Source organism: Pseudoalteromonas sp. MMG010, from assembly GCF_018100905.1.
Taxonomy (GTDB): Bacteria; Pseudomonadota; Gammaproteobacteria; order Enterobacterales; family Alteromonadaceae; genus Pseudoalteromonas.
On sequence record NZ_JAGJEG010000007.1, the window covers coordinates 18,415 to 32,105 of the forward strand.

The window sequence follows — 13,691 nt, forward strand, 5'->3', positions numbered from 1 at the left end:
TTAGGTTTTTTATTTGTAGCTTTTAGTAATCGGTTTTGTGGTTACACCATGAATAAACACACTCAATAAAATAGTGGTCATCGCAATCGTGGCTATTTCAAATTGATTATCAATTTTTGATTCTAATACCATCATTGTTAATACAATAGATGCTAAACCTCTTGGGCCAAACCACGCAAAAGTAAATCTGTTTTTAATAGAGAGTTTAGTAAACATTAAACTCAACATAACAGGAATAATTCTGATCAATGTTGTGCTAAGTAGTGCATAGATAATTATTTTTATTGTTATGTGTGAAAAAACTAAATACGCACATACAAATCCAAATAAACACCAAATCATCAACGATGTAAAATCGGCAATATGTTCTGAACCTGCGATAAGTTCTTCTCGAATTTCTGGATTAGAAAACTTATCAAACAACAACCCAGCAACAAATGCAGCAATAAATCCACTGCCATTTAAAAGCTGAGTGCTTGAAAAAATCAGCATCACAAAGCCAAGTAATAAAAATGGACTCGTGTTTTTTGCAAAATAATGTTTTTCCATTGCATAATTTAATATAGGTATTAGTAACAAAACACTAAACATGGCTACCATAATGCCAATACCTAATTCACTGGCAAACACTTCGCTAATTTTTCCTGCACTAATTGCTGTATCTGGATTTTTGGCTAATAGTACTAAAATTAAAAATATAGGCACGCACATACCATCATTCAAACCGCTTTCGGTATTAATTCCTTCGCGTATTTTTTCTGGCACATTTTCAGCACTTAACAAGTCTTTACTTAACGCGGCATCGGTTGGTGTAAGTATGATAGCGATTAATGCCGCTTGAACTAAACTCAACTGAGCAAACATAAATAATGCGATGGCTGTGCCTAATAAAAATGTGAGGGGGAGGGCAACAAACAGTAATAAACTCGGGTATTGAAAACTATATTTTAAAACCGACAGTTTTGATTTGGCAGCATCAGAAAATAAAAAAATACTCAGCGTTATTTCAATAAGCGGTAATAAAAAATCTATTTTATTTTCTACGCTTGCAACGTCACCAGGCAAAAACCAAGCTAATAAAATTCCGCCCAGTACAAAAAACATCGGACCCGATACATCACTACGCTCTAACTGCCTAATCGATAAAGAATAAATTAAAAATAATAATCCAACATACGAAATTACTAAATAGGGCATTACACCTTCCTTTTTAATCCTGACTTTGCACGTTCTTTTATATTTGTTTGAATATAAATTTGATCTGTCGTTGCAATTTTAGCATGGCCTAAATCTTCAGATAAATGTTTTAGCGGACGAGTTTGCGCATCATGTGTTGCCCCAGTGTGTCTTAGCCAATGTGCTGTTGCAGCTTCTAATTGTTGTGCATCATCAGTAAAGCCATCATCTAACAATGATTTTTTTGCTAAATCAAAACTTTGTTGAACTAAACGCCTAATTTGCCTTACTGTCATTCCGCCGCTTCCTCTAATTTTGTGCACTAGCGGATGCGATTCATCAACACGAGGTAAAGCGGGGAGGCTGCGATAAATTCGATAGCGTTTTAAATACGTTAAAAAATCATCGCTTAATGTTACATCACGCAGTTTATTACCTTTACCCATAATACGTAAAAACCAAAATCCATCATTATCTTGCCAAAAATGTGACATGACCGGCGACCACTGCGGGCGCTCTGACAATTCTGAAATGCGTAAATACAACCCCTTTAAACATGCTAAGGTAAATAAATTACGTTCTAGCTCTGGTTTTTTTTCACACAAATCACGCGTTACACCAAATACATATTCCCATTGAATATCACTTAATGTGTCAGGGATTTGTATTTGTGATTGAACCACTAAATAGGGGCTGTTTTTTTTAACGACAGGGACAAAATTAGCAAATGCTTTTTCTTCTAGTATCGCAAATTTATAAAATACATTAAGTGCGGTAAACATAGCGGCTAATGTTTGTTGACTCGCAATTGAGTCGCGAGCAATAAAAGGGCGCCAATTTTTATTTAATAAACGTATACCTTGCTTGTCTTTATAACGCCATTGTACCGATGTAGTTGACCACTCTTTGTCTGGCTCAACCATAAAATCAACATAAGCTTCAATATCTTCCCGCTTTAATGATAACACCGGCTTTTCTTGAATAAGCCAACTCCATAAATGAAAACGTTCAAGTTCATTTCTAAAGCGATTAAATGTTGCTTCGGATTTTCGACCATATACATATAAAAATTGATATAAAAATTTTAGTTCTGCTTTTGATTCAGTTACAGTCAAGCTAACATCTTGTATAAATACAGACAGTTCGGGGTATTCTGACTTTAGGGTATCATCTTCAATATGTGCAATTTGATATCGTAATTGTTTTAAAGTATCGACTAAAGCAACGAGCATATTATTAAACTTATTTGATAAAGTAAGTGTTATAATACATTTAATGTCCGATACCGTCTAGTATTGGACATTTAAATTAATGTTAATTCAAATAATGTCGCCACTATTTTATATAGGATAATAATGAAAAACCTTTTTACTCTATTCATTATCGTTTTTAGTTTTGCGGTTGCTGGCTGTGCAACGACAGGCAGCGCCTCTGCAGACAAAAAAAGAGCGCTAGTTCAAAGTATGAAAAGCAACACACTAGAAAAATTATATGAAGAAAAACCCGATGTAAAACAACAAGTAAAAAATGCTGCCGGTTATGCCGTTTTTGATAACGCGAATGTAAATGTTGTACTTGCCAGTTTTGGTGGTGGCTATGGCGTTGTTAAAAATAACCTGACTGGAAAATCGAGTTATATGAATATGGGCGAAGCCGGTTTAGGATTAGGTTTAGGGGTTAAAGATTTTAACGTCGTAATGGTGTTTCATAACCAACAAGCCATTAATAAGTTTATTGAAAACGGCTGGGTTTTTAGCGCACATGCCGATGCCGCAGCAAAGTACAAAAATGATGGTGGAGCACTCGCTGCCGAAGCAATTGCAGGACAAGTTACTGTATATTCTTTAACCGAAAGCGGGTTGGCTTTACAAGCCGTATTAAAAGGCACTAAATTTTGGTTAGATTCTGAGCTAAATTAATAAAACAAACTCTCCTATAAGTGGGCTGATTTGTATAATGACGCCCACTTTATTTTAAAACATCCAATTTAACATAACGTAAATTATAGGTAGTTATTGCTTTGTTTGTTAATATCACTCTATAAATGATTTTAGCTTTATTTGTGATGTTAAGTTTTTATCAAACGCTTCAGCCAATTTCTCAGTTTCACTAAACACCGTATTCCAATATTTAATACGCGTGTCTGCATCAAGATCAGTAAAGTCATTTCTGTCTGGGATTTTTCCGTAAGGTAAACTTGCTATAAATTTTTTAGATGGTGAAATCATCACCACGTTATCGTAATTTTGTGGAGCCACTTTACGTTTTAAATTTTTATCGAACCAACCGGCTTTGGGATCACTATTAAAATGCGGATATAAAATTAATCCTGGGTTATTTATTTTTAAATCAAAGTGGTAGTCAATTATTCCACCATCGCGATACATACCTTGTGGCGAGCCTGCAATATTTTTTATGCCTTGCATAACAAGCGGAATAGATCCCGATGCAAGTAAGGCATCTTTTAAATTAGTTTGGCTAAGCGCTATGTTTTGCGTTTTAAAATTATAGCTATCGGTTATTGATAAATTACTATTCGGTGCGCCAAATATAAACCGCTCGTACTGCGAGCTTAATAACTTTCGGCTAACTCTGTTAAGCATGTAACTTTTTGATAAACCTAAAAGCTGAATTAATTTATTTTCGCTAGCGATGAAACCATTCGATTTAGCCACGATAAAATGCGCTTTAAAAACGGGATTATTTATAATTTCGCTTACGCCTTTATCGCCAAAAACCTCTTCAAGTAGTGTCCGGGCTTTTATTGTGATCTCACTGGGCGTTGGTTTATTACTAGAATAACGGGTTTGCGAATACGATTTTGCCAAACGCTCAATAGCAGCAACGGGGTCGTTTTGTGCAAAACATGCACAGCGAAAAGCACCCGCAGATGATCCAATTAAATTAAGTGGTTGGGTACGGTTTTTAAAAAATTCGCCAAAAATATATCTGTCTAATCCAAATAAAGTAAACCATTTAGGGCCGCCACTTGCCCCTAAAAAAGAGGTAAATAACTCGGGTTTAAAGCCCTGCTCGTTAATAATTTTTGCGGCTGTTTTACCCGCGTGAATAGTGATCATCTAATCGGTTTACCTTATTATTTTTATATTTCACTGCTTTAAAAAAAATCTAAAAATGAATAATTATGCAAAATTAAAAAGCGGCTTTATGTTGCCATAAAACCGCTATTTATCGTTAAAGTTGCTTAAAATACGTTAATTAATCCCAAATGCCACTTTCGCATTTACCCTGTACTTTTACATCTTTTACTTTAAATTCGGGCTCTATGCCTTTTTCTCTTTGTGTGTTGTAGTCGCGATTAACAGACAAAATAGTTGGTGTGAGTAATATAATAGCGATTACATTAACCACTGTCATCAGCCCTAATGCTATATCGGCTAAGTCCCACACTTCTTTTAATGAGGCCGACGCACCCCAAAGCATCATTGATAAATAAAGTAAGGTATAAATTGCGCGCCCTACTTTGTTATCGAGCTTAAATAAATGCAGGTTACTTTCGGCGTAAGCATAGTTGGCCACGACCGAGGTAAAGGCAAATAACGTAATAGCTGCGGCAACAAAATACACCCCGCCTTGTGCTAAATGTGCGGTCATAGCGCTTTGTGTTAAACGAATACCTTCCATTTCGCCGCTTATATTTACATCGGCTAATAAAATAACCACGGCGGTACAACTACAAAGTACAATGGTATCGAAAAATACGCCAAGCATTTGTATGTAACCCTGAGTTACTGGGTGATTAGGGATTGGGCTTGCGCTTGCTGCGGCATGGGGCACACTCCCCGCACCGGCTTCGTTAGAATATAAACCGCGTTGAATACCATTTTTAATCGCTGCGCCCATCGCGCCTGCGCCCGCTTCTTGTAAGCCAAAGGCCGATAAAAACACATCTTTAAGCATGGCCGGTACTTGCGGTAAATTCATAATTGTAATAATAACAGCAGCTGCTACAAACAATATACCCATTATTGGCACTACGCGTTCAGCAAAGCGGGCAATGGCTTTAAAGCCACCTAATATAATTGAGCCTGCTAATACGGTAATAACTAATCCAGAATAAATGGTAGGTACTTCAAATGCATAGTTTAAAGCATCAGTAATAGTATTGGTTTGCATTGCACTAAAAGTAAAACCGTAACCTAAAAATAAACAGGCGGCAAACACAATGGCAAACGCGCGGCTACCCAAACCTTGTTGAATATAATAAGCAGGCCCGCCTCTAAATTCGCCGCTACTATCGCGTACTTTATACACTTGGCCTAATACGCTTTCTGCAAAGCCTGTGGCCATGCCGAGTATAGCAATAACCCACATCCAAAATATGGCACCGCTACCGCCAAGTGAAATAGCAACGGCAACTCCGGCTAAGTTACCCGTACCTACGCGAGCACACAGCCCAGTACACAACGCTTGAAACGATGATATGTCATCTTTTTTACAGTTACTGCTACCTTTTAATAGGCTAAACATGTGCTTAAATTTAAGTATTTGTATTGCTTTTAAACGTACTGAAAACCAAATACCAGCAAACAGTAGTATGTAAATGAGTACTTGCCCTTCTCCCCATAATAGGCCATTTACACTTTTAACTACGGTATCGAACATGGGCTAATCCTTTTTATTTTTATATTTTTTCTCTATATAAGCACCCATTTTAAACTGTGCCATATCGCGCTATTTAGCAAATCGATAAACATTAAACGATCATTGCTTTTAAAGTTGACTTTACCTTCTAGTGAAGCGTGTTTGGGTGTTTATTGATCAGCGATAGAACTCACTTTAACTGTGAATTTTATTTCTTTAAATGTGAATAATAAATCACAATTACACTTTATATTGATTAGTTAAAAAATCAATAATATCTTTTTAAGATTCAGTATATTATTTGGTGTATGAAGGGTGTAACCGCTTTTTATTTTAATACGGTTAGGCGTAATAAGCGTCATTAATGACAAAAAATAGCGCATAAAGGTATGCGCTATTTATTAATTATATTTAAAATTTGGCTTCTTATTTACAGCTTAGTTATAGCTGTATTGTGTAGCAGCACCGTAGTAGTTATTACTGTTAACCTGTAAATTTTGCATTGCTAAGTATGAGCGTCCTGCATCTAAACCTAATTTATGATCAAAACGTAAGTCGTCATTCGAGCTGCCTAATAATTTACTGTGCAGCTTTTCGTCTGCAAAAATTTGTATAATTTCTACGTCACTTGGTGGGCTTGCAATAAAGTTAAGCTCATCTAAATACGCTTGCTCATGCTGAATTAAGTAGTCGAGTGTTTTTGGGCAATAGCCCGATGCACATGCAAACGTTCTTAATTTTTGCACCCATGCAGATTGCGCTTGAAAGTGTGCGTCTACGGTTCTTATAACCACTATTTTACGGGCACCACGGTTATAAGCTTCGCGTACCGGTAATGGTGCAGCTAAACCGCCGTCGAGGTAAAAGTCTTCTTCGCTTTGATCTGTCGCTAAGTGCGCTTCGTTTGCCGCTTTTGTATCTAACCAAGGTGTGAGTTTAACGCCTTGTTTGTATAAAAACGGTAATGCGCTTGATGCTTTTAACAAATCTCGCCATTGCTTACCTTCACCGGTAGGTGATAAGTAATAGGCTTTTCTGTCGCGTGCGTTAGTCGCGGTAATTAAAAGCTCGCGGTCGCCTAAACTGGTTTTCGCTGTTTTAAAGTCGAGTACTCTGTTTACCTCGGTGGTTTTTTCAAAGTACCAGTCTAAATCGACTATGTGCTTACCCACCAAGCCACGGCCTAGCTGAAAAAAACGTTTATTGCGCGAAAGCCCTCTAATTAAGCGTTTAGCATAACCCTTTTGACGCGCTAAATAACTCGTTAAATTTTGCGATCCAGCAGAGGTACCAATAAATAAGTCAAATGGGTCGTAGTTTTGCTCTAACCACGCATCAAGTACACCGGCTGTGAATATCCCTCGTTGTCCGCCACCTTCAGCAATCAGAGCAACTTTTGGCTGCGCTGATTTAGTAACTGAATTAGCTGATGGGGTGTTTAGAGAGTTCACGGTATACCTGCCTTTAATTTAATGATGTTTGGTTTATACAGTCATTATAAAAAACTAACGTGATATCTTAAAATTGATTGTTTAAATCAATTTGATTGAAAAAACAGAACGGTAATAAGTGCAAAAGCAGCCACTAAAAATTGGCAATACACTTTAAATTCACGATTAAAATACCGAAAAAAAGCTCAATACAGACACCACTAAAAGTTAATAAACGATGTACAAAACAATTAACGTTTGATGATGTCTGTATACTAACAAGCCTAGGGTGTACGCTTGCTTAACTAAATAATCAATTAATGTTTTATTTCCATTAAAATTTCCAGTGCACGGTGGCGCTTTTCGCTATTGTATACGTCGTTTGTAAATATAAACTCATCCACTTCAAGCTCTTTAGCTATCATCTCAAGCTTATGTTTTATACTTACATGGCCGCCTACCACACTTAAGCTTAAAAAGTTCTCTACATGGGCGCGTTCTTGTTCGCTCCATAAACCTTCCATACTCTCTACTGGTGGCTTTAACCACAGCTCTTTGCCACGTATTAGTTCAAGCACTCGCTGTTTTGAGGTAGTCGATAAGTATTGCGCTTCTTCGTCAGTTTCTGCTGCCACCAGCGGTAATGCGAGCATCACGTAGGGTTTATCGAGTACATTTGAGGCTTTAAATTCACGTTTATACAGTGCTATTGCATCATGTACAAAACGCGGTGCAAAGTGCCCTGCAAATACATAAGGGAGCCCTTTTTGTGCGGCTAATTGAGCGCTAAATAAACTTGAGCCTAATAACCAAAGTGGTACGTTTGTATTCTCCCCCGGAATAGCACGTATTGGGTGAGTACCGTTGTATGGGCCTAATAATGTTTGTAGCTCTGTTACCTCCTTTGGGAAGTTTTCAGCTCGGCTCATATCGTTATTAAGTGCGCGGCTGGTAACGGGATCACTACCGGGTGCACGACCAAGGCCTAAATCTATTCGCCCGGGGTATAAGCTTTCTAGCGTGCCAAATTGTTCCGCCACAACTAATGGCGAATGATTCGGTAGCATTATTCCACCAGAGCCAACACGTATGCGCTGAGTTTTACCTGCAATGTGGCCTACTAATATTGAAGTAGCAGCACAAATTATACCGGGCATATTGTGGTGCTCAGCCAGCCAAAAGCGATTAAAGCCTAACTGTTCGGCGCGCTGGGCGTATTGAGTGGTTTTATCGAGTGTGTGCGAAACGCTTTCCCCTTTGATCATGGGGGCAAGCTCTAATAGCGAAAAGGGAATGGAAGATAACAAAATAGCAGCTCCTAAAATGCATACTAATAATGGGTTCATCATCAGTATAAAACACTTAAGTGGGTCTGCTATTAAATCAATTCAAGTTAAGGGTATGGATAAAAGCAAAATAAATATATGCCATTTTGCTCTAAGGTATTCAGGCAAGCTGAGCATTTTGTTGGCGCTGTTTTTTATACCCTTCGCAATTCACGCCTTTTTTCCAATAACCTGATGACACTATATTACCGCGCGGTATATTAAAGTGCTCACAAAACACGGCTTTGGCTTTACGCACTAAACCAGCCTCTAGCGCCATAAATACAATAGGTGGCTGCTGTGTTTGCTCAATAGTTTTAATCGCATTGAGCATTGTTTCATCGGCGTTATTGGTGATTATCCAATTAATGTTGCGTGTGGTGTCTAAATCAATAATGTCTTGCTCTGTTGGGGCATGTATAAACGCATCAATTTTTGAAAATAAAGGCAGCGTGTGCACATAGCCTTTAATAGCGTTTACCGATGTTAAATCGCCAAGTAATACATAATGTGAATGCTGGTAGTTATCAAGCTTTTTAGGGCCTGGGCCTGCTATACCTAGCTCATCTCCTACTTGTGCAATTTTAGCCCAGTGCGTTGCTGGGCCTTGGTGCATATTAATTACAAAATCAAGCGTTAGTGTGCCACTTATCTCATCTACATGTTGTATTGTGTATGAGCGCATACATGCCGTTTTTAAATTAAAATCGGCAATACCATTTTGCGGAATAAGTACTTTTACGTAATTACCAATGTGCGCGGACGTTATATCTGCAAAATCATTTGAGCTTACAACAATACGCTGTAAATGCGGTGTAATTTGCTGCGTACTTAGTACTTTAGCTTTGCGAACTTGTTTACCCATTTAAAATCACCTCGTGTAATAAAATAGTTAACTGCTTTTTATAGCGAATATTGCACAACGCCCCATTAGTTGATAAAATCAACTATACTTTTTTAATTGATATTGTCAACTACTTTAAGGCTCTAATGAACACACCTCTTGCGAATACCCTGTTTGCATTAATGCAAAATTACCGCGTTACAATTCGTGAAGCGATTAATGCAAACGATTTAGGATTAAACGCGATGCATGTGCGCTGTTTACATATCATTGCAGTAACAAAGCACTGCACCGCTAACGATATTGTGACTCAAAGCCAACGCGACAAAGCACAAATAGCAAGGTTAATCAAAGAGTTAATTAATTTAAATTTAATAAATAAATGCGCCAGTGAGCACGATAAACGCTGTTTCATTTTGACCTTTACCGTACAAGGCAGCGAATTATTTAACCAACTGTTAGCCGCTGAAGAAAAAGTAAATAAAAAAATGTGCCAAAACTTATCGCCCGAGCAACTCAATACTTTTTTGCTAACAGCTCAGCAGATGATTAAAAATATGCAGTGATCTGCGTTTTTAATTGGCATATTTTTATTTAAAACATATACTGTATTAATGTACAGTATATGTGATTGAGTTATGTTTGTTATTCCCATTTATATAGAAGCCGGTATTTGCGGATTTGAATCCCCCGCCGCCCAGTATACCGAGCTAGGGGTATCGCTTGATGAGCTCTTGATTAAACACCCCGACGCCACTTTTATTGGTATTGCATCAGGGTCTTCAATGCAAGAGGTTGGAATTTTTGCAGGCGATTTATTAATTGTCGACCGCGCAGAGCACGCTAATAATGGCGATGTTATTGTTGCAAATTTAAATGGTTTATTTGTATGTAAGTTGCTTGATAAAACCAATGCCCGACTGCTTTCGGCCTCTCCTTTACATAAACCGGTGCAACTTACGCAAGGCGATCAATTTCAGCTTGAAGGCGTAGTAACGCTATCGATAAGAATGCACCGCCCAAGCCCAGAGTTACTAACATGTATGCCTTAGTAGATGCGGTCGCCTTTTATGCCAGTGCAGAAAAGGTATTTGACCCTGCTATTCGTACAAAGCCGGTGGTGGTATTAACTAATAACGATGGTTGTATATGTGCGGTGTGCCCTATTGCACGTAAACTCAATATCCCTAAGTTTGGCCCTTACTTTAAAATTAAGCATTTTCTTGAACAACACCAGGTTGTGATCCGCTCTAGTAATTACGAGCTGTATGCCGATTTAAGCGAAAAAATGATGAATGTGATCGCTCGTTTTTGCGATGTGCAGCATGTTTATTCGATTGACGAAGCCTTTTTACACTTTAATGGTTACTCGCCATTAATAAAAAGTTGGCACGAATATGGCCATATTATCAGACGTACCGTTTGGCGTGAGACAAAGCTGCCAGTAGGTGTTGGTTTTGGGCCAACCCCTACTTTAGCTAAAGCGGCTAATCATGCAGCTAAAAAACTAAGCGGATTTAATGGTGTCGCTGTTATTAATAACGAACAAAGCCGCCATGCTATTTTAGCAAGAATGCGCTGTGAAGATGTATGGGGGGTAGGAAAGCGCCTCGCAAAAAAGCTTAACCTAATGAACATAAACACCGCATGGGAGCTTGCCCAACAAAATCCAAAAACGATACGTCGCGCTTTTAGCGTAGTGCTAGAGCGAACTGTGAATGAGCTTAATGGGATTACCTGCTTAAATTGGGACGATGTACGCCAAGACAAACGCGAAATTTATTCAACCCGTAGCTTTGGCGAACGTATTACACAACCTTTAACATTAAAAGCAGCACTGATGAATCATGTGAGCATGGTTGCCACTAAATTACGTGCGCAACACTCGCTAACTCAGCAACTTTATATTTTTGCAGCCACTGGGCGACACGAAAACCGCTATTGTAAAAAATCATTTATGTATAAATTTACAACACCGACAAACGATACCTGTGTAATGGCTAATGCGGTATCACAAGTATTTAATAATATTTATCAACCGGGGGTTAGATTTTATAAATGTGGAATAGGTGCAATAGAGCTCACATCGCAGCATTATCAACAGCCCGATTTATTTAATAAAAACACCGACAATCCTAAATTAATGCAATGTTTAGATACGGTAAATAATCGTTACGGAAAAGGCATGCTAAATATAGCCAGTAGCCAGTTAAACACGCGCTGGCGTATGAACCGAGATTTTTTATCTCCACACTATACAACGCGTTGGCGCGATATTCCCAAAATACACTGCCAGTAGCATAGGCACATAACAATAGTAGTCATAAGCCCTAGCCCTAAACATGCACTAGCTTAAATATGCACTAACTTAAATATGGTGTTTAAAGCGTTAGTTATTTAACTTGAAATCGCAGCTTATGTTTTTTTCTTTTAAGCTATAGTGCAGGTTATTATCTTTAAATTTAAAGCTTTGCGTTAACGTTTGCTCGTTACTTGGGTTGGCACAACGGCTTGTTTTAATACTGTGGATCACGCCATCGGTTTTGTATTTATAGGAGCTGGTAATAAAACAATAACCTTCTTTTTTTGTTGTTTGTGTTCCATTATGAAAAGGGCCCACCATGATTTGCTTAGACAGCATAACCCCTTGCTCTGGGTTAGCTTTATCAATAAAGCGTAATATGGCGTCTGTACATAACGAAGAGTTACTCTGCTGAACAGAATAATGCCCCACTTTATTGGCTAAAAGCTGCACAAACTGACGTTTACTACTTAGTTGTGCATTAACATAAAAACTGCTGCATAAAAATAAAATAAGGCATGCCGATAAAAATTTCATCAGTAAAAAAGAGTCCTGTTTTGGTCAGTTTCACTACATACTAACCCTATATTAACTGTAACAATATAGGGCATAAGCGTGGTTTACAAAGCAGCTACAAACACCGACTAATCCCCTAAGTGAAAGCTATAACGACTAAGATTGCCAGTACTTTGCAAATAATTGAGGGTAACTCGCTTTTAAGTATTTTGCTTTATCTTTAAAACGTTTACCACTAGGTTGCTCACCGCCTGAGGGGAAGTAAGGGAGTTCGTCTTGATTGCGTTGCTCAAATATAAAACCAGCAATTAAATCGTATTCGTCAATATACGGATAAGGCTGTTCGTTAAGGTAATACAAACAAGGGCATTGCGCTAACGAGTCTGGATTAGCTAATGCATTATTAAATACGCTTTCGCCACGAGAAATAAGCCAACATCTAAATTCGCTAAACCCATATTCATCGTTGCAACCAGCCATAACAAAAGCAGCACCAAATAACTCCCAAGTAAAACATTGGCGCATACGAATAGCAAAAAGCTTATCAAACTCTATTAATTGCTCATCGTTTAAATTAGCCAATTGCGCTTTTAAGTTTTCACTTACAATATCAGGCGCTGCGGTTAAATCGGTTGCCGTCACTAATTGCCAAAACTGCTGCGTTGTTAACTTACTCATTATAAAATCTCTTTTACGCGACCAACTTGGCCATCGTCTAAACGCACTTTAATACCATGAGGATGCACAGGAGACTTAGTTAACAAACGGGCAACGATCCCATTGATTAAAGTGCCACTGCGTTGATCTTGTTTTAAAACAATGTTTACTTCGCTACCGATACTAATTTGCGAACGTGTTGGAACCGCCATTAATGCTCACCCTTAAAAATAATTTGCTGAAGTATACAAGTGCGCTTAACACAAACCAACGCTATTTCACTGAAAATGAGATTTGTGTGGGCTTAATCGATAATTTGATAGCAGATAACTGCTCAATAATAACATCGGTAATACATTGGGGTTGTTCTTGGGCACAATTTAAAGCCTGTGTATCTGTAAAAAAGCAACTTACCTTGAGTGTGCGCATTTCATTTTTTAAATCGACACTGTGGGTTAAAAAATCAAACTCAGAATGTTGTAATTTAATTGCATCACAGGCGCGTGTTAAGGCTTGGCGTATTTGTTTATCACGAAGTTTTTGTGTTTTAGTCATAATAATTAAGGCTGCTGCACTTGCTGTTTTTTAAATTCTTCAAAGTTATCGTTTTGTTGCTCTACACATTCGGCATATTCTTTATCGGCTTTAAACTTACATTCAGCTAAACGAGCGGCTTGAATTTCATGAAAGCGAGCATCAGAGCTACACCCTGCCACCAGCGCTAAAAAAACACAACATGCGCTTAATTTAGTCGATTTATTAGTAACCATAAATTTCCTTACAAATTGAAATTAAAAGTAGGTTCAACTAAGACCATAATATTGTATATTAGCTCA

16 protein-coding genes are annotated in these 13,691 nt (G+C 38.0%); 4 read left to right on the forward strand and 12 right to left on the reverse strand.

Annotated elements, in window-relative coordinates; translation table 11 throughout:
• Positions 1-9: 9 nt before the first annotated feature.
• A complete protein-coding gene (locus J8L70_RS08845) occupies positions 10-1,197 on the reverse strand; it encodes a cation:proton antiporter (protein ID WP_211055198.1) in 1,188 nt (395 codons plus the stop codon).
• Positions 1,197-2,408, reverse strand: a complete 1,212-nt coding sequence (locus J8L70_RS08850; RefSeq protein ID WP_211055200.1) for a site-specific integrase — start codon at positions 2,406-2,408, stop codon at positions 1,197-1,199. The genes J8L70_RS08845 and J8L70_RS08850 overlap by 1 nt, the downstream gene beginning before the upstream one ends.
• A gap of 123 nt (positions 2,409-2,531) precedes the next feature.
• On the opposite strand from J8L70_RS08850, the gene J8L70_RS08855 reads away from it, so the two are divergent.
• Positions 2,532-3,095, forward strand: a complete 564-nt coding sequence (locus tag J8L70_RS08855) for a YSC84-related protein (RefSeq protein WP_211055202.1) — start codon at positions 2,532-2,534, stop codon at positions 3,093-3,095.
• 114 nt (positions 3,096-3,209) lie between these two features.
• On the opposite strand, the gene J8L70_RS08860 is transcribed toward J8L70_RS08855, so the two are convergent.
• The 5 genes from J8L70_RS08860 to J8L70_RS08880 form a co-directional block, all read right to left on the reverse strand.
• On the reverse strand, positions 3,210-4,256 hold the full coding sequence (locus J8L70_RS08860) for a patatin-like phospholipase family protein (protein ID WP_211055204.1): 1,047 nt from the start codon (positions 4,254-4,256) through the stop codon (positions 3,210-3,212).
• A 139-nt stretch (positions 4,257-4,395) separates the two neighbouring features.
• Complete coding sequence (locus J8L70_RS08865; RefSeq protein ID WP_211055205.1) at positions 4,396-5,802, reverse strand: alanine/glycine:cation symporter family protein; 1,407 nt, start codon at positions 5,800-5,802, stop codon at positions 4,396-4,398.
• Between the two features lie 416 nt (positions 5,803-6,218).
• Positions 6,219-7,232 (reverse strand): patatin family protein, encoded by a 1,014-nt coding sequence (locus tag J8L70_RS08870; protein ID WP_211055207.1) that lies wholly within the window; start codon positions 7,230-7,232, stop codon positions 6,219-6,221.
• 296 nt (positions 7,233-7,528) lie between these two features.
• Positions 7,529-8,557, reverse strand: a complete 1,029-nt coding sequence (locus J8L70_RS08875; RefSeq protein ID WP_247664758.1) for an LLM class flavin-dependent oxidoreductase — start codon at positions 8,555-8,557, stop codon at positions 7,529-7,531.
• Positions 8,558-8,657: 100 nt separating this feature from the next.
• The gene (locus J8L70_RS08880) at positions 8,658-9,401 is read right to left on the reverse strand and encodes a siderophore-interacting protein (RefSeq protein WP_211055209.1); all 744 of its coding nucleotides are present in this window, start codon (positions 9,399-9,401) and stop codon (positions 8,658-8,660) included.
• Positions 9,402-9,526: 125 nt separating this feature from the next.
• Between J8L70_RS08880 and J8L70_RS08885 the strand changes: the two genes are divergently transcribed.
• The 3 genes from J8L70_RS08885 (at position 9,527) to J8L70_RS08895 (ending at position 11,679) form a co-directional block, all read left to right on the forward strand.
• The gene (locus J8L70_RS08885; RefSeq protein ID WP_211055211.1) at positions 9,527-9,946 is read left to right on the forward strand and encodes a MarR family transcriptional regulator; all 420 of its coding nucleotides are present in this window, start codon (positions 9,527-9,529) and stop codon (positions 9,944-9,946) included.
• Between the two features lie 72 nt (positions 9,947-10,018).
• Complete coding sequence (locus tag J8L70_RS08890) at positions 10,019-10,432, forward strand: S24 family peptidase (protein WP_211055213.1); 414 nt, start codon at positions 10,019-10,021, stop codon at positions 10,430-10,432.
• Positions 10,420-11,679 carry a Y-family DNA polymerase gene (locus tag J8L70_RS08895; protein WP_211055215.1) on the forward strand — a complete coding sequence of 420 codons (1,260 nt, stop codon included), beginning with the start codon at positions 10,420-10,422 and terminating at the stop codon, positions 11,677-11,679. The genes J8L70_RS08890 and J8L70_RS08895 overlap by 13 nt, the downstream gene beginning before the upstream one ends.
• A gap of 90 nt (positions 11,680-11,769) precedes the next feature.
• On the opposite strand, the gene J8L70_RS08900 is transcribed toward J8L70_RS08895, so the two are convergent.
• The 5 genes from J8L70_RS08900 to J8L70_RS08920 all read right to left on the reverse strand — a co-directional run bounded on the left by J8L70_RS08900 (position 11,770) and on the right by J8L70_RS08920 (position 13,625).
• Positions 11,770-12,219, reverse strand: a complete 450-nt coding sequence (locus J8L70_RS08900) for a hypothetical protein (RefSeq protein WP_211055217.1) — start codon at positions 12,217-12,219, stop codon at positions 11,770-11,772.
• 135 nt (positions 12,220-12,354) lie between these two features.
• Positions 12,355-12,876 (reverse strand): DUF4240 domain-containing protein, encoded by a 522-nt coding sequence (locus J8L70_RS08905; RefSeq protein WP_211055219.1) that lies wholly within the window; start codon positions 12,874-12,876, stop codon positions 12,355-12,357.
• Entirely contained in the window at positions 12,876-13,067 is a 192-nt protein-coding gene (locus tag J8L70_RS08910) for a YwbE family protein (RefSeq protein WP_211055221.1), read from the reverse strand. The genes J8L70_RS08905 and J8L70_RS08910 overlap by 1 nt, the downstream gene beginning before the upstream one ends.
• Before the next feature lie 61 nt (positions 13,068-13,128).
• Entirely contained in the window at positions 13,129-13,410 is a 282-nt protein-coding gene (locus tag J8L70_RS08915) for a hypothetical protein (protein WP_211055222.1), read from the reverse strand.
• A gap of 5 nt (positions 13,411-13,415) precedes the next feature.
• Entirely contained in the window at positions 13,416-13,625 is a 210-nt protein-coding gene (locus tag J8L70_RS08920; protein ID WP_211055223.1) for a hypothetical protein, read from the reverse strand.
• Positions 13,626-13,691 lie beyond the last annotated feature (66 nt).

What these genes read in the sequence shown, in the direction of transcription:
- J8L70_RS08845 (WP_211055198.1), bottom strand. Translation starts at nt 1,197, where the DNA reads ATGCCCTATTTAGTAATTTCGTATGTTGGATTATTATTTTTAATTTAT.
- J8L70_RS08850 (WP_211055200.1), bottom strand. Translation starts at nt 2,408, where the DNA reads ATGCTCGTTGCTTTAGTCGATACTTTAAAACAATTACGATATCAAATT.
- J8L70_RS08855 (WP_211055202.1), top strand. Translation starts at nt 2,532, where the DNA reads ATGAAAAACCTTTTTACTCTATTCATTATCGTTTTTAGTTTTGCGGTT.
- J8L70_RS08860 (WP_211055204.1), bottom strand. Translation starts at nt 4,256, where the DNA reads ATGATCACTATTCACGCGGGTAAAACAGCCGCAAAAATTATTAACGAG.
- J8L70_RS08865 (WP_211055205.1), bottom strand. Translation starts at nt 5,802, where the DNA reads ATGTTCGATACCGTAGTTAAAAGTGTAAATGGCCTATTATGGGGAGAA.
- J8L70_RS08875 (WP_247664758.1), bottom strand. Translation starts at nt 8,557, where the DNA reads ATGAACCCATTATTAGTATGCATTTTAGGAGCTGCTATTTTGTTATCT.
- J8L70_RS08880 (WP_211055209.1), bottom strand. Translation starts at nt 9,401, where the DNA reads ATGGGTAAACAAGTTCGCAAAGCTAAAGTACTAAGTACGCAGCAAATT.
- J8L70_RS08885 (WP_211055211.1), top strand. Translation starts at nt 9,527, where the DNA reads ATGAACACACCTCTTGCGAATACCCTGTTTGCATTAATGCAAAATTAC.
- J8L70_RS08890 (WP_211055213.1), top strand. Translation starts at nt 10,019, where the DNA reads ATGTTTGTTATTCCCATTTATATAGAAGCCGGTATTTGCGGATTTGAA.
- J8L70_RS08895 (WP_211055215.1), top strand. Translation starts at nt 10,420, where the DNA reads ATGTATGCCTTAGTAGATGCGGTCGCCTTTTATGCCAGTGCAGAAAAG.
- J8L70_RS08900 (WP_211055217.1), bottom strand. Translation starts at nt 12,219, where the DNA reads ATGAAATTTTTATCGGCATGCCTTATTTTATTTTTATGCAGCAGTTTT.
- J8L70_RS08905 (WP_211055219.1), bottom strand. Translation starts at nt 12,876, where the DNA reads ATGAGTAAGTTAACAACGCAGCAGTTTTGGCAATTAGTGACGGCAACC.
- J8L70_RS08910 (WP_211055221.1), bottom strand. Translation starts at nt 13,067, where the DNA reads ATGGCGGTTCCAACACGTTCGCAAATTAGTATCGGTAGCGAAGTAAAC.
- J8L70_RS08915 (WP_211055222.1), bottom strand. Translation starts at nt 13,410, where the DNA reads ATGACTAAAACACAAAAACTTCGTGATAAACAAATACGCCAAGCCTTA.
- J8L70_RS08920 (WP_211055223.1), bottom strand. Translation starts at nt 13,625, where the DNA reads ATGGTTACTAATAAATCGACTAAATTAAGCGCATGTTGTGTTTTTTTA.